We start from the raw sequence: 24,227 nt of genomic DNA, 5'->3' as shown, positions 1-24,227 counted from the left end.
GATTCAATACTGCCGTGCCAAAACACGCAACATTATATAATCAGAAAGCATAAACCTAACGGATACGCACAGTAAGAACCTCAATAACGTGTTACACCGTTTTTCATAAAGCCAACCATACTATTGAATGCTTCCCCTCCCCTCAAACTTCCGGATATCGCTACACCGTCTACCCGCCGCAGTATATATTTACCGCGTTGTATGCCTTTCCTGGCCGAGAGCGTTAATATTTACATCCAGGATAAACCTTATCACAAATTAACATCAGATCTTATACCTCATGCTAACTACCTCCATGAAATTAAAGAGCTATTCTCTAAAAGATTAAAGGCAATTATTACTTAATTCAAATTTTAAAGAGATAAATTGATAATAACATGAGCCAATTCTTGTAAATTTCCATCTTTTTTTTATACGCGACATAGTTTTTTAACGATACTATAATATGTAGAAATGCAATATAAAATAGCATTTTCCATAGAAAATGAAAAGATCGCCACCTGATACCTTAAGTTCGCAAATAATTATATAGCTATATATTAGTTTTATTTTGAAATATTTTTCAGAATAATTTTTGATTTACACGCACATTTAATAAAAGGAAATTATCATGCTAAAAGTATTTAATCCCTCACCTGTCCAGGTGGGGAGCATTGAATGTTTACAATCAGCGCAAAACTGGCAGAGGAAATCCTTATCACTTCAGGGATTAAATTTACTGCAGTCCGTACTCATCAAGCTCACCACGGGTAAAATTTCAATTACGACATCGTCCGGGGAGTATATTACGGCATCAGGGCCAATGTTAATATTTTTAGCTAAAGATCAAACTATTCATATCACTATGGAAGAGACTCATGAACAGTTAAATTATAATTTAATTGAATTAGATTCTGCGTCAATAAAAAATGCTTATAATTTTTTTCTGTATGAACATGCAGACTTTTCGTCCCCATTAACAAAACCGACGACAAAACATCTGTTAGCGCCAATAGAAACAGGCGTAGCAAGAGTATTCAACCTTTTACACTCTTCAAATAAAAGCCAGAAATTATCCCAAGATAAAAAGGAATATTTAATAAGATTTCTACTTTCAGAGTTCATCTATGAACCTGAAGCATTTGCCCTCTTTAGAGAACTATCGCAAAATACATTAGCCGAAAATATCTATAATATTATTATAAGCGACATAAGTCGAAAATGGGCGCTCAAGGATATTTCTGACTCACTCTATATGAGTTGTTCCACATTAAAAAGGAAATTGAAACAAGAGAACACCTCATTCAGCGAAGTTTACCTTAATGCGCGAATGAATAAAGCGACAAAACTTCTACGCAATAGTGAATATAATATTACTCGAGTGGCTTATATGTGTGGTTATGATAGTGCTTCTTATTTTACATGCGTTTTTAAAAAACATTTCAAAACTACACCATCGGAATTTTTAGCGTTTTTATCTTCCTCTCGTCATCAATATGTTAATTGAGATATCTGACAATGCAGTATAAGAACAAAGCAAAACATATTAATATAAAAGACGGGATTCTGTTGCTCGCTAAAAAATTCGACCTAACATTGAGCGAAAAAAAAGTTATTTATTACGTGGCAGCAGGATTATCTGTTAAAAGTTGCTCAAATTTATTAGATCGAAATATAAAAACGATTTCAACACAAAAGAGATCAGCCTATAAAAAAATGGATATTACTACTGATGTTGAATTAATCCATTTGATGCTGAATGAGTTTTATATATCAGTCGATATTACGTAATTTTTCCTAAAATGTTGGTAGAGTGGTAGGCAAGGCAACTCTGGATATCATCTTCAGAGATCGGTGTGATATCTACGTTGTTTAATTTAACTGTTCCCGTATAGCAATGACTGGAATTTGATAGTGCTTTGATTAAAGAAGATTTACCTGAACCTGATGTACCGATAATACCCATAAAATCTCCGGGAACAGCAGTGAATGAAAGCTGATCAATCAGTGTTCGTTCCGCAAACGCTATGGATAATTCTTCGCTGTCTATCGGCTGGCTGACGATAGACTCTACACCGCCAGTACGTTCCATGAAGGATAATAGTGATATTGGCGCCAGAGGCGATAATATCACTAACATCAATACACCGACCTTCATCGGCTCCTCAGAAGCTCACGCAACAATTAAGCTGACTATTGATACACAACCGTCCGCCGAACCAACGTTGGGATCGACTGTTAACAGTCTGGATAACACCGTCACCCTTAAGGGAGTCGTGGAGGCGCATCAGGATATTCAGGTGAAGGTCACGGTCAACGATACGGACTACACCGCCAGTATCGATAACGATATCAGTAACTGACATGTTTCTGTTCCGCAACCCGCTATTCTGTCGGGGGCAAATCAGTACACCATAACGGCCACCGATCCCGCTGGTAATAGCGCCGCCGCCAGTGGAACATTTACAGGCACATCGCCGACGAAAAACCCGGTTAACAAGAGTTCCGGCGTAGATGAAATGATTTCGCTTAGCGAGGCGACATGGCATTCGGTAAGTGTTGATGAAGAATATTATGCCTGATAACTAAACATCACCATGCGAGGTCTCTTCGGAGGCCTGCTGAAAAAACAGAATAATATTCATTGTCTGTTAATTATTACAGAGAGAGTTAATTTATAAAAAAAAGCGGCAGACTACGCTGCCGCATGAGGAGGACAATTACCGTTGCGCTACACCACAAAGTAATCCGTTACTGAGGTAAGTAAAACATAAATATCCCCAACAATGAATCAACGAATCAAACAATCGTCAAATCATGGTATTAATAACCTTGTTCTGTTTTAGCATACTGTGACAGTAAAAATAGATTTTAGTCATTCTGTATATCACACGAAAATTTATAAAACAGATTTGGTTCACTCACAATATACAAATTATTTTCATTATCCATGGCAATCCCTTCTGGCTGGGGGATATCGTCTCTGAGCCCTGACCACTCCGCCGTCAGGAACAATCGATCGCGCACCCGCCACTCGGAACTGACCTCAAGAATCATTTTTGACTCGTCCGACAACACCAGCAGCGAATCCGTTAGGGCATGGTATTCAAGTCCGGAGACATCGCTCACACTCGCAGTGATGGCAGAAGGCAACGCTCTGGTGATACCATTTTTCATCTCTACTTCTTTGATCATAATGGGTTTTCTTTCTTTTGCGGCATATAATCTCTCATTTTTCGCATCCCATGCCGTACCTTCCAGCCCTTTATTTTTTGCTTTGTCATAGCCCTCAAGCTTCACCATGGAGATTATCTGCATGGTGCCGCGCTGAATATCCACCTGTGTTTTATAGACCGCGCCATCTTTCTCACTGCCTATCTGGAACTGGTTGCCCCCACTCCATGCAATAGACTCCGGGTCGTGGATGCCCTGCAGCGGCATCCGTCCTACCAGCTGCCCTTCTGTCGTTAACCAGACCAGTTCAGGGGGATTATTAATAACGGCGAAAAGCATCCTGTCTTCGGCGGAGTAGGTCAAACCTGAAAGGTTACTCTTAACTCCTGCGACTGGTTTTTGCTGAATAACCGCTTTATAGCTACTCAGTGCTAGCGCCGAGGGTTTATCACCATATTTGAGGATCAGTTGATAAACATAGCGTATATCGTCCCTGACCATAAATAAAATCACGCCCAAGAGTACAACCACAATAACGCGTTTTAGTAATCTCATAAAAAATCCATAGCAGATCGCGTCACGACTGATGTCGTAACGCATTTCTTAAAAATAAAGCCGATGTCCGATAGAATCGTTATTCGGTTATGGCGAGCGCCATTAGCATAGGCAAAATGAAATAGTGAGGGTTATCACAAAAAGCCCGATTTTAATCACTAACGTCCCCTTTTTGTAAATTGACATAATCAAGAGGAGGGTAGTTTCGGCTAATTATTTAAATAGTAAGTCTGCAAATTCTTCTCTGTATGCAGGACGAATGACAAAAAGTGATAATTAATGAGATGTAACACCGCAATCTGATCTGCTATTGCTGCTTCCACTTCTATTCAACCGGGCAGCAAAAAAATGAAACTCAACCTTATTACCGTCAGCCTGGCTACGCTCGTTGCCGCTGGCGCATTCCCGGCCCATGCCGGTCCTCAGGCGCATGTCGTGTGCGGCTATCACCACACGCTGGGCGATGACGCAATTATGATGTTTGGTAAAGCGAATCAGGCGATGTGGCATGACTTTTTTGGCAACACCCACACCGACGCGGTCTCTACCTACCAGACGTTGCGCGCGCAACCCGATACCACCTGTGATAATAAAGCCGACAGCTCCGCTTACTGGGCACCGTCCATGAAATTACCCGATGGTGAAATCGTAAATCCGACCTACCAAAAGACCTATTATCAATCCACAAATGTAGCGCAATATCCGCTCCATCCATTCCCGGCCGGGCTGGAGTTACTGGCAGGCGATCATCACGGTACTGGCCCCAGTACCGCAATCACCTTTTTATGTGCCAACGGCAAAGGTTACACCAACAAGGTAGGCGAAATATGCGGCCTGCGTAAAGCGGGCGATGCCGTCCAGTTTAATATCGGGATCGCTTTCCCCAACTGTTGGGATGGCGTCAACCTGAAACCAACCCATAGCCACAATAACGCTATCTATGCCGACCACGGGAAATGTTCCGCAGACTATCCGGTCAAAATCCCAACGGTGAATATGAACATCGCCTGGGTACTCCCGCAGATCTCCTCGCTGGATACGTCCAAAGTGGAATTGTCGATGGACCCGGTAATGCATGGCGAAACCCGGGAAGAGCGCTGGGGAAGTCTTTATACCGCCCATGCCGATTTTATGAATGGCTGGACGGAAGATGGCGCGCAGTTTATGACGGATCTGTGTATGAATCAGGGACTGGATTGCGGCACTACGGTTCCTTACGCCTACAGTAAAGCGGAAGAAAATACCTGGGTAAGCAGCGAAGACGACAAGCCTCATGCCAGCGTCGATACCTTGTACGTACAGGATGACTGGACAAATGGCGGACGCACGCAGCACCCGGAAACGCTCACGCTGGTGAAATTTAAGATCCCGCCCCTGCCTGCCAATATGGACACTTCGCTATTCAAATACCGTATTCGCCTTTTTGGCGGCAAAACGGAAACGAACGGCGCCGATCAAATTTTCTTTTACCCGACCAGCAGTGACTGGCACGTCAGTACCGTGTCCTGGAACAATAAACCGGCGATCAACTACCGTTCCGATGCCGTGTTATATCTGGACCATTCACATGAGTATCGCATGGTTGATGTCGATAAAGCGGTGCGCAAAGCGCTGGCGGAAGGGAAAACGGAAATATCCTGGTATATCGGCGGCGACCGTCAGGGAAATCACTACGACTTCACGCCAGCGGACTCAAAACAGAGCCTGGTGCTGATGCTGACCGGTTTCAAAAAGACGCCGGAGCTGTAATAGTAAACTGTGCCCGCTGACGCAACAGCGGGCACAATGGCGGCACAAGTATTACGGCACGTCATCAAAACCTGACCAATACCTCAGAAAAACAACCGTTTATTCTCAGGCTGTAGTCCCTGTTGCTGCTGAACATCCTGCAGATAACAGGTCGCTACGACGGCAAGCCGGGCATAGAAGGCGCTAACGGTATTGCGTTGCAGCAATTCCAGATAGCGGAATCCCCAGGGCAGCAGATGCGCCTCCAGTAACCGGTTGGCCGCCACGTTGTCGCCTCGTGCCAGCAGATCGCTACAGGCTAATAGCATCAGGCCAAACTGATCTTCCGGCTCGCGTTCACGGTCAGTGAATACCATTCCCTGCGACTGTAAAAAAGCTCGATAATCGGCGGTGGTTTCCCCCATCAGCAAATTATCTTTTTCCAGATAGACCGATCCCCAGGGCGGGACGGGCATCTTTCCCTGGCCTTCAAACAACACGGAAAATTGCCATGTAAGCGCATCATCATCCGGTAGCGACCATGACGCACACAGTGATTCAATAGGTCCGCGATCGCGCCAGGGGTAAAGCTCAGGCAACGTTGGCAAACAATCGAACAACGCTTTCACCTCCGGCCTCTCAGGGGAGTAGTAAAACAGTGCGCCGAGGATACGCGGCAAAACAGCACGGGAAGGCATAGCAATAGCTCCTGAAATATTTCGCCTGATGACGCTACGCTGATCAGGCTTACATGGCACAAGCCGGGCAAAAACTACATTGGCAGCGTCCACAGATTGTAAAACGCAATCCTACCCGCCAACTCCGCCGCGATAACCACCACAGCCGTCATGGCCAGCACCGCAGCGCTCGATTTCAGGCGCGCGCAGACCACCACCCCGACCACGCCCGCCGCCAGCAATATCGCCTGGGCGGTAAACCAGCTATGCTGCGCAGCGGTCAGAGCGCTATCGGCGCTCATCAGCGTCGCCATATAGCCCGGGCGCAGACAAAAGCTCACCAAAATCGCCAACACGCTGACCAGTAGCCCCAGACGGCGCACGCCAAACAATGCCGCCAACGCGCCGCCGTCAATCAACGGCGTCAATATCATCATTGCCGTGGTGTAAGATGAACGCCAGGTCGCCACCGTCGGCAGTTGGTAAATCTGCGGAACGGCGTATAAGAAGACTACTCCGACTATCGCCGCCAACCAGACCAACGCGTTACACAGCGGCGTCGCACGGTTCAGGAATAAACCGAGCGCCCCCAGACCGCCGAGCGCCGCAAAAGCCGCCGACAAAGCAATCTCGTTACTCATCGGCGAATGTCCGACGCGCAGCAGCATATTCAGCGCACGCAGCGGTTGCCCGACGTGGAAGGTGCCGACAACGACGCCAATCCCAAACAGGCACATCACCGAGAACAGACCGATAGCCTTACGCCGCGGCGCGGCCAGCCCCATTGCGCCGCCAATCAGCAGCAGAATAAACGCGCCGACCGCGCTCTGGGTAAAGACCGTAAAAAAGACCAGCGGTAACTCATGCATGGCGCACCTCCCGAATGTTCATGATTGCGCCTTCCGTATCGCCCGTGGGTCTCGCTTTCGGATGCGGTTTAATAATGAGGTTAGGATGGGTGAACGACGCCGAAGGCAGCGGCGCGATTTGATTCTCCGTGCCATATTTTGCCCGTAATTCATCGACAGGGCCGAAATCCAGCGCTCGCTGCGGGCAAGAATCCACACAAATAGGGCGCAGATTGTTCTCCAGTCGGGAGAGACAACCGTCGCACTTACGCATCACGTTCGCCTGCGTATCAAACTGCGGCGCGCCGTAGGGGCAGCGCATTTCACAATAACGACAGCCGACGCATACGCTGTCATCCACCACGACCAGACCATCTTCTTTGCGTTTATGCATCGCCCCGGTCGGACAGCCGGAGACACATACCGGCTCATCGCAATGGTTACAAGCAATAGAGAGGTAGTAGGTAAAGGTGTCGTGATGCCAGCTTTCCCCCTCTTTCACCCAGCTTCCGCCGCCATATTCATAGACGCGGCGCAGTTTCGGACCGACATCCAGATCTTTATTATCCTTGCAGCTTACCTGGCAGGTTTTACAGCCTGAACAGCGCGAGGAGTCAACATAAAAGCCATACTGTTTCATCGTACATCACTCCTTAAGCGCGTTTAATTTCAACCAGATTGGTATGCTGCGGATTGCCTTTCGCCAGCGGCGAAGGGTGGTGGCTGGTCAGCGTATTGATACAGCCGCCGACATCAACGCCGTTGCCGTCAAGCCGCGTCCACGCGCCCTGCGGCATCGCCGCCACGCCGGGTAAAATGCGCTGGGTCACTTTACAGGGAAGCTCCACCACGCCGCGGTCATTGAATACATGCACCCGATCGCCGGACTTCAGTTGGCGGGCGCTGGCGTCAATCGGGTTAATCCAGACTTCATCCGGCACCGCCTCATGCAGCATCAGCACATTGCTGTAGGTCGAGTGGGTATGCCCTTTGGTATGGAAGCCGCTTAACTGCAACGGATACTTCGCCGTCGGCGCGGAAATCGGCAAACGCAAGGCTCTGCTGCTCGGTAGCGATACGCTGGTCAATCACACCCATCTCTTTCGCCACGCTCCACTCCGGCAGGTATGGACGTTTTTCACGGATCTGCTGATAGTGCATCTCCGCCCACTGCGCCTGAGTTCGGCCCTCGGTATATTGCTCGCGCAGTCCAAGATGCCCGGCGATATCCGCGCAGATGTCATACGTGCTGCGCACTTCCCACATCGGTTTAACGGTTTTCTGAATCGCAATCATATAGTTATGCGATCCCGCCGCATAGGAGCTGTCCACCAGGTCTTCCGCCTCAAGATAGCTGGTCTCCGGCAACAGCAGATCCGCATACATCGCGCTGGGCGTCATATGGTTTTCAATCACGATAATGGTTTCACACAGCGATTCATCCGCGAGAATTTGTCGGGTGCGGTTCGTTTCGCCGTGCTGATTCAGCAAGGTATTACCGGCCTGGTTGAAAAACAGCTTAATTCCGGTTTTTAGCCTGTCCGCGCCTTTCACACCCATTGTCGTCGCGGTCATTTTCTCCGGATGCTGAATGGCGTCCGTCCACAGATAGCAAGGAATAGAGGTTGTGATCGGATTCTTACCGACAGGCAACAATGGCACGCCATACGGCGTACCGTAAGGCCAGTTGCCATTGTTGGTGCCGGGCCGCCCGAAGTGGCCGGTTAACGCTGGCAGCGTCTGAATAGCACGCACGGTTTGTTCGCCGTTGGCATGACGCTGCGGCCCCCAGCCTTGGCAAATATAGCAGGCGCGCGCCGAGGCGATTTCGCGCGCCAGTTGGCGAATACGCGTTGCCGGAATACCGGTGATATCCGCCGCCCATTCCGGGGTTTTCGCGATACCGTCGTCGCCCGTGCCAAGAACATAATCTTTATAGCTGGCGTTAGGCGCAGCCGTGTCCGGCAAGGTGCTACGGTCATAGCCGACGCAATAGCGGTTTACCAGCGCCTCGTCGAGAAGCTGTTCGGTAATCAGCGTATGCGCTATGCCGGCGACTAACGCAGCGTCCGTGGTTGGGCGAATCGGTAGCCATTCGGCGTGTTCGGTAATCACCGAATCGGTATAGCGCGGATCGATAATAATGACCCGGGCTTTCGAGGTCTCCAGCGCCCGGCGCAGCTCTTCAACCTGACCGCCGCCGGACATCCGCGTTTCTGAGAGATTCAGGCCAAATAGCACCACCAGATCGGAATGCGCGATCTGCGTAAAATAGCTACCGACATAATCACCGTGGGTATAAGGCGTGGCGGTGGCGATTTGCGCCGTGGAATAGGTGTTGTGATAATTTAAATAACCGCCGGTGAGATTTAGTAATCTTATCCAGGCGGGTCTGCCCTGCGTGTGATAATACGCGCCGGATTGATAATTATAATAAATAGCTTCCCGGCCATATTTTTCGCTAACGCGCGTTAATTCTGCCGCAATAAAGGCTGTGGCCTCATCCCATGAAATACGTTTAAATTTTCCTTCGCCGCGTTTTCCCACTCTTTTCATCGGATACTTAATGCGATCCGGGCTATAGACGCGCCAGCGACTGGAACGCCCGCGCAGGCAGGGACGAATCTGATGCTCGCCGAATACCGCGTCATCTTTCGCGTCTTCCGGTTCAATACGCACAATGCGATCATTTTTCACGATAACCTTAAGCGGGCATCGGCTGCCACAGTTGACCAGACAGGCGCTGTGCCTGACGGTTTCGCCGTTGGCATCCTTCGGTATCGGGGTATCCTGCGCCTGGGCAGTGGTAGCAAAAGGCAGCGTAATCGCCTAGCTTAGCGTCACCGCCGCCCCTACTTTTGCAGTAGCGACAATAGCATCACGTCGGGTTATGGTTGTGTTCAGCCATTTTTTTATTTCCATTTTTTATTTCTCACATTGCTTCCATAATTATTAATAATATGTAATGAAAACTAATCATAATAGATTAAATATTAGCGCTGATTGATTGTGATCAAACGCATTCTGAACGTCAGTAAAAATAAAATGTGATACCGCATACGTTATTATAAAAATTAATGAAAAATTATTTTATGTAATTCTGATGAAAATAAATTACCCATCACGGTATCCGGCGATATTAATTAACGACATGACGTTTGCCAGTCGACATGAGCAGGTAGCGCCCCCTGCAAGGCAAGACGGGCTTTTCAACACTGGAGCAACATCGCCTATGCCTTTGAATTAGACGCCTCATCAGGGATAATAACCTTACGATTCGTCCGCTCAGGTCCACTATGAAACACTCCCTGCCATGCCGGGCGTTACGCAAACGCCCCATGAAACTCGGCACTACCGTCATTCTGATGGTCAGCGCCGTTTTGTTTTCGGTGCTCGTTGTGGTCCATCTGATCTATTTTTCGCAAATCAGCAGCATGACGCGCGACGCGCTGGCAGATAAAGCGCTGGCGGTGGCTCGCTCGCTGGCGGACTCTCCGGCAATTCGCGAGGGGCTGAAAAAACCGCCTGCGGAAAGCGGCATTCAGCCGCTCGCCGAAGCGGTGAGCCAGCATAATGGCTTTTTGTTTATTGTGGTGACCAATATGCAGGGCATCCGTTATTCGCACCCAGAAACGCAGCGAATCGGCCAACCGTTCAAAGGCGATGATATTCTGCTCGCGCTGCAGGGAAAGGAAAACGTTGCCATTAATCGCGGCTTTCTTGCCAAAGCGCTGCGCGTTTTCACACCGGTTTATGATGAACGCCACCGGCAGATCGGCGTGGTAGCGATTGGCCGGAACTCAGTCACGTTACGCAGCAGATCAACAATAGCCGCGGCAGTATTATCTGGTCCATTCTGTTCGGCGCTCTGGTGGGGTTATTAGGCACCTATGCGCTGGTCAAGGTGCTGAAACGTATCCTGTTTGGCCTCGAACCCTATGAGATCTCAACCCTGTTTGAACAACGCCAGGCGATGCTGCAGTCAATCAAAGAGGGCGTTATCGCCGTGGATGATAGCGGCGAAGTCACGTTGATTAACCATGCGGCGCAGGCGCTGCTCGATTATCGAAAAACGCAGGATGACGCCAGATTATCCACCCTGAGCCATGCCTGGTCGCAGGTAGTGGACATTAGCGAAGTGTTGCGTGACGGTACGCCGCGCCGCGATGAAGAGATCATCGTCAAAGGCCGCCTGCTGCTGGTGAATACCGTTCCGGTGCGCAGCAACGGCGAAATTATCGGCGCGATATCCACCTTCAGGGATAAAACAGAAGTTCGCCAACTGATGCAGCGGTTGGACGGGATGGTGAACTACTCGGATGCGCTCCGTGAACGATCCCACGAATTCATGAACAAATTACATGTGATTCTGGGATTATTGCACCTGAAGAGTTATAAGCAGCTTGAAGCGTATATTATCAAGACGGCCAATAACTATCAGGAAGAGATCGGTTTGCTGCTGGGTAAAATAAAGTCGCCGATTATCGCTGGCTTTTTGCTCAGTAAGATTACTCGTGCCTCTGATTTCGGGCACAGCCTGGTGATAAGCAGCGACAGCCAGTTACCGGATAATAACAATGAAGATCAGGTTACGGTGCTGATTACGGCGCTGGGTAATTTGATTGAAAACGCTCTGGAAGCGTTGAGCCAGGAATCCGGCGGCGAAATCAGCGTCTCGTTACACTACCGTCATGGCTGGCTGCATTGCGAAGTGAGCGATGACGGTCCGGGTATCGAACCTGAGCGCATCGAGGCGATTTTTGAAAAAGGCGTCTCGTCGAAAGGCGCCGAACGCGGCGTCGGTTTAGCGCTGGTTAAACAGCAGGTTGAAGCACTTGGCGGCGTAATTTCCGTGGAGTCCGAGCCTGGGATCTTCACACAATTTTTTGTACAGTTACCCTGGGATGGAAAAAGGACCAGCCTATGATCAATGTATTAATTGTCGATGACGATGCGATGGTCGCGGAGTTAAATCGCCGCTATGTCGCGCAAATCTCCGGTTTTCATTGTTGTGGAACCGCTTCGACGCTGGAAAAAGCGAAAGAGTTTATCTTCAACAGTGAAAATCACATTGACCTAATCCTGCTGGATATCTATATGCAGCAGGAAAACGGATTGGATCTGCTGCCTGTCCTGCACAGCGCAGGCTGCAAAAGCGACGTTATTGTCATTTCTTCTGCCGCTGACGCCGCCACCATTAAAGATTCGCTTCACTACGGCGTGGTGGATTATCTGATCAAGCCTTTTCAGGCCACGCGCTTTGAAGAAGCGTTGACCGGCTGGCTACGTAAGAAAACGGCGATGGAAAAACGCCAGTATTACGAACAGTCTGAGCTTGACCTGCTCATTCACGGTAATTCATCCAGCGAGCAGGAGCCTCGTCGGCTACCAAAAGGGCTGACGCAGCAAACGCTACGCACCTTATGTCAGTGGATTGATGCGCATCAGGAGCAGGAATTTTCTACCGACGAGTTGGCCAACGAAGTGAATATCTCGCGCGTCTCCTGCCGTAAATATCTCATCTGGCTGGTGAATTGCCATATCTTGTTTACCAGTATTCATTACGGCGTGACCGGCAGGCCGGTTTACCGCTACCGCGTTCAGCCGGAACATTACTCTTTACTGAAACAATATTGTCAGTAAGGATACCGCATAAAGCCGACGCGAAGCGTTATATCCTGGTAACATTTATTATAACAATGCCAATAAAAATGCTATCACATTAATAACAAACCTGGGAAATTGTGTCAGATCAAATATACTCACCCCAGGCCTGTTAACGTTATTTTCTATTATTACAGCGCTCTGCGCTGTTTTTAATTTCAAAACGCTAACAAAAGTTAATTAAGTATTATCCCATGCCGAGAGTGTGTATTTTTATTAAAAAAGGGATTTGTCCGGAATTTTCCTGACACTTAAATAAAACTATGTTTGTAGCAATGGAGCTTGTGCTACGCCTATGGACAATACGTATATTGGTGAGCAGATACGCGTCTCCACACGCCATACTAATAATTTAAAAAAATGGCGTGACAATGATCACATAAGTCACATTCTGTTCGATTTATCTCGTGATTTACCTGATGGCGAGACACAAAAATTAAATAATAAACGCCTGTTTTTAAAACAGACAAATCATAATTTACTGCTCTCGCTGACTCCACCTGCCCATCGCCAGAGGGTACGCCCCTCTGAACATCACTATCGCAAGAAAATAATTACTTAAAGCAACTCTGTAAAAAGCTTAATCGTTAATCGTCGCCACTGGCGCATTGAATATTCGCCATTTCCTGATGCTCATTCACACAAATCAGAAGATGGCTGTGATCCATTTATCAAAATTGACTGGGTTTATCGCGAGGATAAATAAAAATGTTATTTAGTATACAGCTTCTCATAATATTAATATGTCTGTTTTATGGTGCCCGAAAGGGCGGGATCGCGCTCGGGTTGTTGGGCGGTATCGGTCTGGTCATTCTGGTGTTTGTTTTCCATCTCCAGCCAGGTAAACCGCCCGTTGACGTAATGCTGGTCATTATCGCGGTAGTCGCCGCGTCGGCAACGTTGCAGGCGTCAGGCGGACTGGATGTGATGTTGCAGATTGCCGAAAAGCTGCTGCGCCGCAACCCCAAATACGTCTCTATTGTGGCGCCGTTCGTCACCTGTACCCTGACGATTCTGTGTGGGACAGGCCACGTGGTCTACACCATTTTGCCGATTATCTATGACGTGGCGATCAAGAATAATATCCGTCCGGAACGTCCAATGGCGGCCAGTTCTATCGGCGCGCAAATGGGCATCATCGCCAGTCCGGTTTCCGTCGCCGTGGTTTCTCTGGTAGCGATGCTGGGCAACGTGACATTTGACGGAAAACATCTGGAGTTCCTCGATCTGCTGTCGATCACCATCCCGTCTACCCTGCTCGGTATCCTGGCAATCGGTATTTTTAGTTGGTTCCGCGGTAAAGATCTGGATAAAGACGAAGCGTTTCAGAAATTTATTTCCGTACCGGAAAACCGTCAGTACGTGTACGGCGATACCGCGACGCTGCTGGATAAAAAACTGCCGAAAAGCAACTGGCTGGCGATGTGGATCTTCCTGGCGGCGATTGCCGTGGTCGCTCTCCTGGGCGCGGACTCCGACTTACGTCCAACCTTCGGCGGCAAACCGTTGTCGATGGTGCTGGTCATTCAGATGTTCATGCTGCTGACCGGGGCGCTCATTATCATCCTGACCAAAACCAATCCTGCGTCTATCTCAAAAAACGAAGTTTTTCGTTCCGGTATGATTGCGATTGTCGCGGTATACGGGATCGCCTGGATGGCGGAAACCATGTTCGGCGCGCATATGTCGGAAATTCAGGGCGTGCTGGGCGAAATGGTCAAAGAGTATCCGTGGGCCTATGCCATCGTTCTGCTTCTGGTCTCCAAGTTTGTTAACTCCCAGGCGGCGGCGCTGGCGGCGATTGTTCCCGTCGCGCTGGCTATCGGTGTCGATCCGGCGTATATCGTGGCCTCTGCGCCGGCATGTTATGGCTACTATATCCTGCCGACCTACCCAAGCGATCTGGCGGCGATTCAGTTTGACCGTTCCGGCACAACCCGTATTGGCCGCTTCGTCATTAACCACAGCTTCATTCTGCCGGGTTTGATTGGCGTGAGCGTCTCCTGCGTCTTTGGCTGGATCTTTGCCGCAATGTACGGATTCCTGTAATGGCCGCGCGCGCCGCCCGGTTATGCGCGGCGCGCGACTTAGAGCCTGGCCCGTGAGGCTCTTAATACATTTTCTTACTATTAGGCTGGAAGCACATGTCGAAAAAAGAGTTTATCTATCAGGCGCCTTTCCCGATGGGAGAGGACAAAACAGAGTATTATCTGCTCACCTCCGATTATGTCAGCGTCAGTGAATTCAATGGAGAATCTATCCTCAATGTTGAGCCGCAGGCGTTAACATTGCTGGCTCAGCAAGCCTTCCATGATGCGTCTTTTATGCTCCGTCCTGAACACCAGCAGCAAGTCGCCGCCATTCTCCATGACCCCGAAGCCAGCGAAAACGACAAATATGTGGCGTTGCAATTCCTGAGAAACTCCGAAATCGCCGCCAAAGGCGTTCTGCCGACCTGCCAGGATACCGGCACGGCGATTATCATGGGTAAAAAAGGCCAACGCGTCTGGACGGGCGGCGGCGATGAAGCCGCGCTCTCCAAAGGCGTGTTTAATACCTATATCGAAGATAACCTGCGCTACTCGCAGAACGCGCCGCTGGATATGTACAAAGAGGTCAATACCGGCAGCAACCTGCCAGCGCAAATCGATCTCTATGCCGTCGACGGCGACGAGTACAAGTTCCTTTGCGTGGCGAAAGGCGGCGGTTCAGCAAACAAAACGTATCTCTATCAGGAGACCAAAGCGCTGCTCACCCCAGGCAAGCTGAAAAACTTCCTCGTTGAGAAAATGCGCACGCTGGGCACCGCGGCCTGTCCGCCATACCATATCGCCTTTGTCATTGGCGGCACCTCGGCGGAAAGCACGCTGAAAACCGTTAAACTCGCCAGCACCCACTATTACGACGCGCTGCCGACGGAAGGTAACGAGCACGGCCAGGCATTCCGCGATCTCCACCTGGAACAGGAACTGCTGGAAGAAGCGCAAAAATTTGGCCTCGGCGCCCAGTTCGGCGGGAAATATTTCGCCCACGATATTCGCGTAATTCGCCTGCCGCGTCACGGCGCTTCCTGTCCGGTGGGGATGGGCGTCTCCTGCTCGGCAGACCGTAACATCAAAGCGAAAATCAACCGCGAAGGCATCTGGATCGAAAAACTGGAACACAATCCGGGCCAGTATATTCCGCCAGCACTGCGTCAGGCGGGCGAAGGCGACGCGGTAAAAGTCGATCTCAACCGTCCGATGAAAGAGATCCTCGCCCAGCTATCGCAGTACCCGGTCTCGACTCGCCTGTCGCTGACGGGCACCATTATCGTAGGTCGCGATATCGCCCACGCGAAGCTAAAAGAGCGTATTGAATCCGGCGAAGACCTGCCGCAGTATATTAAAGACCATCCCATCTATTACGCAGGTCCGGCAAAAACCCCGGCAGGTTATCCATCTGGCTCATTAGGCCCCACCACCGCAGGCCGAATGGACTCTTATGTCGATCTACTGCAATCCCACGGCGGCAGTATGATTATGCTGGCGAAAGGCAACCGTAGTCAGCAGGTCACGGATGCCTGTAAAAAACATGGCGGCTTTTATTTGGGCAGTATCGGCGGCCCGGCGGCGGTACTGGCACAGCAGAGCATTAAGCATCTGGAGTGTGTCGAATATCCGGAACTCGGCATGGAAGCTATCTGGAAAATTGAAGTAGAAGATTTCCCGGCCTTTATCCTGGTGGATGACAAAGGCAACGATTTCTTCCAGCAGATTGTCAGCAAACAGTGCGCTAACTGCGCGAAATAACTTGGCAGGCCCGGCGTTCTCCCGGGCCGCGTTATCGGTTAATTGCCGGATGGCGCTACGCTTATCCGGCTTATCCGGCCTGCACGAGAGAACATGCTCACGCTTTTACATCGCTGGTCGCTACCACAGAAATCGCCGGGCTATCCGGCTGTTCGACGAATGGCGGCGTTTTCCGGTATTTATCCAGCAGGTGGATCTGAATCTTGCGCAGCATGTCGCCATTCAAACGGTAGTAGCGGAAGTAGAGAACCAACGTCATCATGAAAAACAGTACCGGCAGGACAATCATAATAAACTGCATCCCCTGCAGGGTTTGCGCAGACTGCGCCACGTTCGGCGTGTAGCCAATCAGCCCCAGCACCAAAGCGATAAAGAACGCCGCAAACGCCGAGCCGCCCTTCACGACCATCGTCTGTACGGAATAAACGATACTCTCGCAGCGAATATTGAGCTTAAATTCCCCATAATCGACCGTATCCGCCACCATGATTACCTGAAGCACCCAAAAGAGCGCGGTCCCGATATTCAGGAAAATACCCGCCGCCACGATTAAAGCGGCATTATGGACATCCGCCAACGCCATCGCGAAGAGCCCTGCGCAACTCAGAACGGGCATCACGGAGGCGCCCGCCCACAATATTCGCCGCGCCGGCGTAAGAAAGGTAATAGGGAAAAAGATCGGCATCGCCAATCACATAGGTGAAGTAGTAGATCGCAAAGCCATTGATAATATTGGAGGCAATGTTATACGCCAGCGCCATTCCCAACAGGCAAGAGAGCTGATCATTTTTGTATATCAATCCAACGATCGTTTTTAACGTCAGATGTGGGCGGCCCGCCGTTACACCGTTGTCGGAGGAGTACACCTCATGGACGTTGCATAATGTCACGATAGTCGAGGCGATAAAGAACGCAATTAGCACCAGCGTAAACATCTGAAAGCCGAACCCACGATCCGCTCCGCCAACGTAGTTCACAAACGGCAGCGTTATACCGGCAGTGACGAAGCCAGCCAGACTGGCGAAGAAACGCGGGAACGGCACCAGTTGTTCGCGTTCTCGCTTATCAAGCGTAATGGTCGGCACCAGCGACCAAAATGGGATATCCATAATGGTATACGTCATGCCCCACAGGATGTAGGTTACGCAGACAAACACAACCTGCGCGGTTCCCTCAAAAAGATGAGCGCTGAACAGCAGGAAAAGCACCAGCGAATTGGTTAAGGTGCCGATCAATATCCACGGCTTAAATTTCCCCCACCGCGAACGCGTGGCGTTGACAATCCAGCCCATGATGGGATCGTTTATCGCATCCCAGATTCGCGCGACCAGAAAGAGGGTGCCGACGAGGCCGACCGAGAGTCCCACCACATCGGTGTAGTAATACATCAGGTACATATACACAATGCCGATGGCGAAATCCTTACCAAACGCACCGAACCCGTAACTCAGCTTTGTTGTCAGAGAGATGCTCATAGGGTACCGGGTCGCTGTTACCAGCGCCCGCCTTCTGTTAGTAGAGGTTAAACGCCGGATCTGCCGTCCAGCGCGGCTGGAGATTAACGGCGTAACCAGGCCGGAAGCCAGTCACCATGCGCGGCGATCAGATCGTCAACCAACGCATAGATTTCTTCGATACCCAGCACCGCTGCGGTATGAGGGTCCATCATCGCCGCGTGATACACGCGATCGCGGTTTTCCGTGAGGATGGCTTCGGTCAACAGCGTTTGCACGTTGATGTTGGTCTGCATCATCGCCGCCAGATGGGAAGGGATCGTCCCCACCTTCGTCGGTTGAATGCCGTTGGCATCCACCAGACAAGCCACTTCCACGCAGCTTCCCTGCGGCAGGTTATCAATCAGCCCCTCGTTACGCACATTGCCGTAAATCACGCTCGGCTCGCCGGTCCACAGAGCGTTCATAATGGTGCTGGCGTACTCGCGGGACGGTTTGATGTCGATACGCTCGGCGGTTTTATACTCCTCCAGCTCTTTATGCCAGTTCGCCAGTTGTTCTACGCAGCGTTTCGGATATTCATCCAGCGGCACCTTGTAGCGCGCAATCAGATCCTCGCGTCCCGGTTTAATAAACCACGGCGTGTACTCGGCAAAATGCTCTGATGACTCAGTGACGAAGTAGCCCAACTTTTTGAACATCTCATAGCGCACGATGTTCTGGCAGCGTTCATTGCCGTGAATATTGGGCTTCGGCGCCTGTCCGGCGTCATAGGCCGCCAGCAATTCAGGATAGAGATTGACATAAGTCCCGTCAGCCGTTTTGCGCTCCAGTTCGAGGTAAAACGCCATGTGGTTAATGCCGGCGCAGCGGTAGCGCAGCGAGGTGGGATCGATATTCAGGTCGCGCGCCAGTTCTTCCGCCGTTCCCTGTACCGAATGGCACAGGCCGACCTGTTTGATATGCGGATAACGGGCATACATCGCCCAGGTATTCATCGCCATCGGGTTGACGTAATTGAGCATGGTGGCCTTCGGACAGACTTCCGTCATGTCTTCGCAAATCCGCCACAGATGCGGGATGGTCCGCAGCGCGCGCATGATGCCGCCCGGCCCCAGCGTATCGGCGATCGTCTGTTCCAGGCCATGACGCTTACAAACCTCAAAATCGGTCACGGTGCAGGGTTCATAGCCGCCAATCTGAAAGGCGACCACCACGAAATCCGCATCCTGTAGCGCCGCTTTCTGGTTGGTATGGCAGGTAATCCGGCCAGAAGCGCCCGCTGAGTCCATCAGTTTCCGTACCACAATGTGCGACTCTTCCAGCCGGGTTTCGTCAATATCCATCAGGGCGACATGCGCTGACTTTAGCGCCTCGCGGTGAAACACATCGCCGAGGATATTTTTGACGAAAATCGTAGAACCTGCGCCGATAAAGGTAATTTTGGGTGCCGTCATCATGACTCTCCAGAACAGTAGTGAACACCTTCATGGTGGCACGCGTTCCCGGTGAAAACCTCCGTCTTCCCCGATGAGCATTCCCGAAAACTCAGATCGTATGCTGGCGCGCGGGAGATCTGAGTTTTTGGGACAAAATGGCGTAAAAAGCAGAGTATTCGGCCTGATAGTCAGGCTACGCTCTACAATATCGACGGATTCTGTGTCCGGATTCCCGGTTTCCTCCCGGCTAAAGGGGCATAATTCTGATAATTCAGGAAATGGAGTCACGATGAGTACGCAAGCAATATCCCTCCTCCCGCCCGACCCGCACATGTGCAACGGCGATGAAAAGCAAACCCGTAGCCCGCTGTCGCTCTATTCCGAATATCAACGACTGGACGTTGAACTGAGGCCGCCGCACAGAATGGCCAGCAGTCACTGGCATGGACAAGTAGAAGTGAATGTTCCGTTTGACGGCGATGTGGAGTATTTAATCAACAATGAAGTCGTGCAGATAAAGCAGGGGCATATCACCCTGTTTTGGGCCTGTACGCCACACCAGCTTACCCGCCCCGGCAACTGCCGCCAGATGGCGATTTTCAGTTTGCCGATGCACCTGTTTCTCTCCTGGCCGCTGGATCGCGATCTTATCAACCACGTCACGCACGGGATGGTGGTTAAATCACTGGCGACCCAGCAGCTTAGCACCTTTGAAGTGTTGCGCTGGCAGCAGGAAACAAGCAGCCCGAATGAGCAAATTCGCCAGTTGGCGATCGATGAAATCGGCCTGATGCTTAAACGCTTTAGCCTTTCCGGCTGGCAGCCCATTTTGCTCAATAAAACATCACGCACCCACAAGAATAGCGTCTCACGCCATGCGCAGTTTTACGTAAGCCAGATGCTGGGATTTATTGCCGATAACTACGATCAGGCGCTAACCATTAACGACGTCGCGGAGCATGTCAAACTCAATGCTAACTACGCGATGGGGATATTCCAGCGGGTTATGCAATTGACGATGAAGCAGTACATCACGGCGATGCGCATCAATCACGTACGTGCCTTATTGAGTGATACTGACAAAACGATCCTCGATGTCGCTCTGACTGCCGGGTTCCGATCCAGCAGCCGTTTTTACAGTACTTTTAGCAAATTTGTCGGTATGTCGCCGCAACAATACCGCAAGCTAAGCCAGCAACGACGCCAGACGATGCCCGGCTAAAGCCGGATACCACTATCAGCCAAAAAAATAATTCACCTGTCGATAAACGGCGGGTGAAATCGCTCGCTATCAATAATTAACCCTTTGTTTATTAAATAATAATATCAATAACTGACCATTATTCCATCACTTTACACCCCCTATTTGACGGGGTAATACTTGCCCACGTCACATTCATACGGCGGGTCGGCAAGGCGTAAATTGCACGGCCTCCACAACCGGGTAAAAGATGATGAAAGTATTAATTGTTGAAAGTGAGTTTCTGCATCAGGACACCTGGGTTGGCAACGCGGTTGAGCGTCTGGCGGATGCCTTGAGCCAACAAAATGTTACCGTCATTAAATCGACATCCTTCGATGACGGCTATGCCATCTTGTCCGCGAACGAAGCCATTGACTGTCTGATGTTTAGCTACCAAATGGAACAACCGGATGAGCACCTGAGCGTCAGGCAATTGATCGGTAAGCTTCACGAGCGTCAGCAAAACGTGCCCGTTTTCCTGTTAGGCGACAGGGAAAAAGCGACGGCATCGCTGGACCGCGACCTGCTGGAGCTTGTCGATGAATTCGCCTGGATTCTGGAAGACACCGCTGACTTTATCGCCGGACGCGCCGTTGCCGCCATGACCCGGTATCGCCAGCAACTGTTACCGCCGCTGTTTAACGCGTTGATGAAATACAGCGACATTCATGAATATTCATGGGCGGCGCCGGGACACCAGGGCGGCGTCGGTTTCACTAAAACGCCTGCCGGTCGCTTTTATCACGATTATTATGGCGAAAACCTGTTCCGCAGCGATATGGGGATTGAGCGTACCACGCTCGGTTCACTCCTCGACCATACCGGCGCGTTTGGCGAAAGCGAGAAAAACGCCGCCCGCGTATTCGATGCTGACCGCTCCTGGTCCGTGGTTGTCGGGACCTCCGGTTCTAACCGTACTATTATGCAGGCCTGTATGACGGATAATGATGTCGTTGTACTGGATCGTAACTGCCATAAATCCATCGAGCAGGGGCTGATCCTCACTGGGGCCAAACCGGTATATATGGTGCCAAGCCGTAACCGTTACGGCATTATCGGGCCAATCTACCCGCAGGAAATGCAGCCTGAAACCTTGCAGAAAAAAATCAGCGCCAGCCCACTGACCAAAACTAAAGCCGGACAGAAACCGTCTTACAGCGTAGTGACCAACTGTACCTATGACGGCGTATGCTATAACGCCAAAGAGGCGCAGGATCTGCTGGCAAAAACCAGCGATCGCATTCACTTCGACGAAGCATGGTACGGCTATGCGCGCTTCAACCCGATTTATTGCGATCACTACGCGATGCGCGGCGAGCCAGGCGACCATAACGGTCCGACCGTGTTTGCCACCCACTCCACGCACAAACTACTGAATGCGCTTTCACAAGCTTCCTACATTCACGTCCGTGAAGGCCGTGGCGCGGTGAATTTCTCCCGCTTCAACCAGGCATATATGATGCATGCCACCACCTCTCCGTTATATGCCATCTGCGCATCCAACGATGTGGCGGTATCGATGATGGACGGTAACAGCGGCCTGTCCCTGACTCAAGAGGTGATTGACGAAGCGGTTGATTTCCGTCAGGCGATGGCGCGTCTTTATAAAGAGTTTACCGATGAAGGCGACTGGTTCTTTAAACCGTGGAATAAAGACGTCGTCACCGATCCACAAACCGGTAAAACATATGACTTCGCCGACGCGCCGGCAAAACTGCTAGCCACCGACCAGAACTGCTGGGTCATGCGCCCCGGGGAAACCTGGCACGGCTTTAAAGATCTGCCGGATAACTGGAGTATGCTGGACCCGATTAAAGTCAGTATCCTGGCGCCGGGTATGGGTGACGATGGCGAACTGGAAGCATCCGGCGTACCCGCTGCGCTGGTCACAGCATGGCTTGGCCGCCACGGTATCGTGCCGACCCGCACCACCGACTTTCAGATTATGTTCCTGTTCTCTATGGGGGTAACTCGCGGGAAATGGGGAACGCTGATCAACACGCTGTGCTCCTTCAAACATCATTACGACGCTAATACGCCGCTGGCGCAGGTGATGCCGGAACTGGTGCAGGATTATCCTGACACTTACGCGAACATGGGTATTCATGACCTGGGCGATAAAATGTTTGCCTGGCTACGTAAAAATAACCCGGGCGCCCGTCTCAACGCCGCCTATTCCACCCTGCCGGTTGCGGAGATTACCCCGCGCGACGCCTACAACGCGATTGTGAACAACAATATTGAAATGGTGGCGATTGAAAATCTACCGGGTCGCATTGCGGCGAACTCCGTTATTCCTTACCCGCCAGGCATCCCGATGCTGCTCTCCGGCGAAAACTTTGGCGATGAAAACAGTCCGCAGGTGGGTTACTTACGCTCACTGCAATCTTGGGATCATCACTTCCCTGGCTTTGAGCATGAAACCGAAGGCACGGAAATTATTGATGGCGTATATCACGTTATGTGCGTGAAAGCCTAATCACAAAGAGTCTTTTTTTTGAGGATGGCATGTATTCCCTGAGTATTGCTGCAAAACAATAATACTGTCATACCTTTTTGTGCGGGCCCCATCCCGCGCTTTTTTTATACAAAAATGACAAGTTTCCACTCGCGTACAACTTTTTGTACACCCTAATTCATCGTACAAATATTGTAATATTATTCAGGAAAGTTATTTTAGTGCAGTTTCAATTCATCACACAATTGACTCAGTCCCCGTTATCTCTCCCGTTTGGCGAGATCCGGTATTTTATGTTCATATTCCAGGAGTTCGGGTATGAGGATTTGCAGCAACGAACCTTGCATAGTGTTATTAACCGAAAAAGATACATGGTTACGAGTAAATGGTAAGGAGCCAATCAGCTTAAAAGCGAATCATATGGCCATTCTGGCTTGTGAAAATAACGTTATTGACATTTCATCATTAAATAGCGTGCTAGTAATACAAGTGAGTCGCAATAATATTAAAGACTATTTACAATTCCTGAATAAAGATCTCTCACACCTTCCCGTCTGGCAACGCAACGCCGATCCCTTATTGACCGCCAACTGTCTGACGCCGGATATCTTCAGGGTCGCCGCCCGCTACAGCGCGATGGAAGCACCGGATGAAATTGTTAGTGAACGTACCCGTGCGCTCCTTTTCACCGTTTTATCCCGCTTTCTTGACCACAAAAAATTTATTTCTTTGTTAATGCACATGCTGCGCAGCCGCATCAGTGACAGCGTTTACCACATCATTCAGAGCGATATTCATAAAGACTGGAATCTGAGCGCCGTTGCCAGCTGCCTGTGCCTGAGTCCAAGCTTGTTAAAGAAAAAGCTCAAAAACGAGAATACCAGTTATAGCCAAATAATCACGACCTGCCGAATGCGTTATGCCGTAAACCAATTATTAATGGACGGAAAGAATATCTCTCAAGTCTCACAGCTGTGTGGGTATAACAGCACATCGTACTTTATTTCCGTGTTTAAAGAGTTTTATGGTATGACCCCCCTGCATTATGTTAGCCAACATCGGGAACGATCGGCTGCCTAATTTTTCTACACTCAACGATAAGACACGATAATAACAGCATTGGCGATAACCCGTCTCCGACATAATTCAGCGGCATTCTGAAGGGGTATGATACGACGTAATTTATCGTAACGAAGTCACCTTTTCAGGAGTCCAAA

17 protein-coding genes and 5 pseudogenes are annotated in these 24,227 nt (G+C 50.2%); 14 read left to right on the top strand and 8 right to left on the bottom strand.

Annotated elements, in window-relative coordinates:
* Positions 1 to 123 precede the first annotated feature (123 nt).
* From ACQ29O_RS02810 to rtsB, 3 genes are all read left to right on the top strand, one after another.
* Entirely contained in the window at positions 124 to 345 is a 222-nt protein-coding gene (locus ACQ29O_RS02810; RefSeq protein ID WP_001576552.1) for a hypothetical protein, read from the top strand.
* A 265-nt stretch (positions 346 to 610) separates the two neighbouring features.
* Positions 611 to 1,486, top strand: a complete 876-nt coding sequence (locus tag ACQ29O_RS02805) for an AraC family transcriptional regulator (protein ID WP_000921680.1) — start codon at positions 611 to 613, stop codon at positions 1,484 to 1,486.
* Positions 1,483 to 1,770 carry a transcriptional regulator RtsB gene (rtsB, locus tag ACQ29O_RS02800; RefSeq protein WP_001541332.1) on the top strand — a complete coding sequence of 96 codons (288 nt, stop codon included), beginning with the start codon at positions 1,483 to 1,485 and terminating at the stop codon, positions 1,768 to 1,770. Before ACQ29O_RS02805 ends, rtsB begins: the two co-directional genes overlap by 4 nt.
* On the opposite strand, the gene ACQ29O_RS02795 is transcribed toward rtsB, so the two are convergent.
* Positions 1,763 to 1,945, bottom strand: a complete 183-nt coding sequence (locus ACQ29O_RS02795) for an ATP-binding cassette domain-containing protein (RefSeq protein ID WP_001676222.1) — start codon at positions 1,943 to 1,945, stop codon at positions 1,763 to 1,765. The two genes, rtsB and ACQ29O_RS02795, sit on opposite strands and share 8 nt — an antisense overlap.
* A gap of 61 nt (positions 1,946 to 2,006) precedes the next feature.
* Between ACQ29O_RS02795 and ACQ29O_RS02790 the strand changes: the two are divergent.
* Positions 2,007 to 2,312 (top strand): annotated as a pseudogene (locus ACQ29O_RS02790) (Ig-like domain-containing protein); the annotation flags it as partial.
* Between the two features lie 117 nt (positions 2,313 to 2,429).
* Positions 2,430 to 2,561 (top strand): annotated as a pseudogene (locus tag ACQ29O_RS02785) (hypothetical protein); the annotation flags it as partial.
* A gap of 289 nt (positions 2,562 to 2,850) precedes the next feature.
* Here the strand turns inward: ACQ29O_RS02785 and ACQ29O_RS02780 are convergent.
* Positions 2,851 to 3,753, bottom strand: a complete 903-nt coding sequence (locus ACQ29O_RS02780; protein WP_020937303.1) for an SdiA-regulated domain-containing protein — start codon at positions 3,751 to 3,753, stop codon at positions 2,851 to 2,853.
* 303 nt (positions 3,754 to 4,056) lie between these two features.
* On the opposite strand from ACQ29O_RS02780, the gene ACQ29O_RS02775 reads away from it, so the two are divergent.
* Positions 4,057 to 5,457 (top strand): DUF7594 domain-containing protein, encoded by a 1,401-nt coding sequence (locus tag ACQ29O_RS02775; protein WP_000773795.1) that lies wholly within the window; start codon positions 4,057 to 4,059, stop codon positions 5,455 to 5,457.
* Positions 5,458 to 5,540: 83 nt separating this feature from the next.
* Here ACQ29O_RS02775 and ACQ29O_RS02770 read toward each other — a convergent pair whose 3' ends face one another.
* From ACQ29O_RS02770 to ACQ29O_RS02755, 4 genes and pseudogenes are all read right to left on the bottom strand, one after another.
* Positions 5,541 to 6,134 carry a TorD/DmsD family molecular chaperone gene (locus tag ACQ29O_RS02770; protein WP_001524257.1) on the bottom strand — a complete coding sequence of 198 codons (594 nt, stop codon included), beginning with the start codon at positions 6,132 to 6,134 and terminating at the stop codon, positions 5,541 to 5,543.
* Between the two features lie 74 nt (positions 6,135 to 6,208).
* Positions 6,209 to 6,982 carry a dimethyl sulfoxide reductase anchor subunit family protein gene (locus ACQ29O_RS02765; protein ID WP_000544910.1) on the bottom strand — a complete coding sequence of 258 codons (774 nt, stop codon included), beginning with the start codon at positions 6,980 to 6,982 and terminating at the stop codon, positions 6,209 to 6,211.
* Entirely contained in the window at positions 6,975 to 7,601 is a 627-nt protein-coding gene (locus ACQ29O_RS02760; RefSeq protein WP_253336238.1) for a DMSO/selenate family reductase complex B subunit, read from the bottom strand. The genes ACQ29O_RS02765 and ACQ29O_RS02760 overlap by 8 nt, the downstream gene beginning before the upstream one ends.
* Before the next feature lie 13 nt (positions 7,602 to 7,614).
* A pseudogene (locus ACQ29O_RS02755) lies at positions 7,615 to 9,883 on the bottom strand (DMSO/selenate family reductase complex A subunit).
* Between the two features lie 374 nt (positions 9,884 to 10,257).
* Between ACQ29O_RS02755 and ACQ29O_RS02750 the strand changes: the two are divergent.
* The 5 genes and pseudogenes from ACQ29O_RS02750 to fumA all read left to right on the top strand — a co-directional run bounded on the left by ACQ29O_RS02750 (position 10,258) and on the right by fumA (position 16,416).
* Positions 10,258 to 11,888 (top strand): annotated as a pseudogene (locus ACQ29O_RS02750) (sensor histidine kinase).
* Complete coding sequence (dcuR, locus tag ACQ29O_RS02745; protein ID WP_000611307.1) at positions 11,885 to 12,604, top strand: two-component system response regulator DcuR; 720 nt, start codon at positions 11,885 to 11,887, stop codon at positions 12,602 to 12,604. The pseudogene ACQ29O_RS02750 and the gene dcuR overlap by 4 nt, the downstream one beginning before the upstream one ends.
* Positions 12,605 to 12,920: 316 nt before the next feature.
* On the top strand, positions 12,921 to 13,187 hold the full coding sequence (locus tag ACQ29O_RS02740; RefSeq protein ID WP_001576548.1) for a hypothetical protein: 267 nt from the start codon (positions 12,921 to 12,923) through the stop codon (positions 13,185 to 13,187).
* A 146-nt stretch (positions 13,188 to 13,333) separates the two neighbouring features.
* The gene (gene dcuB, locus ACQ29O_RS02735) at positions 13,334 to 14,674 is read left to right on the top strand and encodes an anaerobic C4-dicarboxylate transporter DcuB (protein WP_000899149.1); all 1,341 of its coding nucleotides are present in this window, start codon (positions 13,334 to 13,336) and stop codon (positions 14,672 to 14,674) included.
* Between the two features lie 95 nt (positions 14,675 to 14,769).
* Positions 14,770 to 16,416 (top strand): class I fumarate hydratase FumA, encoded by a 1,647-nt coding sequence (gene fumA / locus ACQ29O_RS02730; RefSeq protein WP_020937300.1) that lies wholly within the window; start codon positions 14,770 to 14,772, stop codon positions 16,414 to 16,416.
* 97 nt (positions 16,417 to 16,513) lie between these two features.
* Here the strand turns inward: fumA and melB are convergent.
* Positions 16,514 to 17,891, bottom strand: a pseudogene (gene melB / locus ACQ29O_RS02725) (melibiose:sodium transporter MelB).
* 83 nt (positions 17,892 to 17,974) lie between these two features.
* Positions 17,975 to 19,330, bottom strand: coding sequence for an alpha-galactosidase (melA, locus tag ACQ29O_RS02720; protein ID WP_001520868.1), 1,356 nt, complete (start codon positions 19,328 to 19,330; stop codon positions 17,975 to 17,977).
* Between the two features lie 268 nt (positions 19,331 to 19,598).
* On the opposite strand from melA, the gene melR reads away from it, so the two are divergent.
* The 3 genes from melR (at position 19,599) to ACQ29O_RS02705 (ending at position 24,090) form a co-directional block, all read left to right on the top strand.
* Positions 19,599 to 20,531, top strand: a complete 933-nt coding sequence (melR, locus tag ACQ29O_RS02715; protein WP_000106992.1) for a transcriptional regulator MelR — start codon at positions 19,599 to 19,601, stop codon at positions 20,529 to 20,531.
* A 232-nt stretch (positions 20,532 to 20,763) separates the two neighbouring features.
* Positions 20,764 to 23,031, top strand: coding sequence for an arginine decarboxylase (adiA, locus tag ACQ29O_RS02710; protein WP_253336241.1), 2,268 nt, complete (start codon positions 20,764 to 20,766; stop codon positions 23,029 to 23,031).
* A gap of 297 nt (positions 23,032 to 23,328) precedes the next feature.
* Positions 23,329 to 24,090, top strand: coding sequence for an AraC family transcriptional regulator (locus tag ACQ29O_RS02705; RefSeq protein ID WP_001217074.1), 762 nt, complete (start codon positions 23,329 to 23,331; stop codon positions 24,088 to 24,090).
* Positions 24,091 to 24,227: the final 137 nt, after the last annotated feature.

Source organism: Salmonella sp. GDC200615 (genome assembly GCF_050574145.1).
GTDB lineage: Bacteria > Pseudomonadota > Gammaproteobacteria > Enterobacterales > Enterobacteriaceae > Salmonella > Salmonella enterica.
The sequence above is the reverse complement of the archived record's forward strand: the minus strand, read 5'-3'. Positions and strand labels throughout refer to the sequence as shown.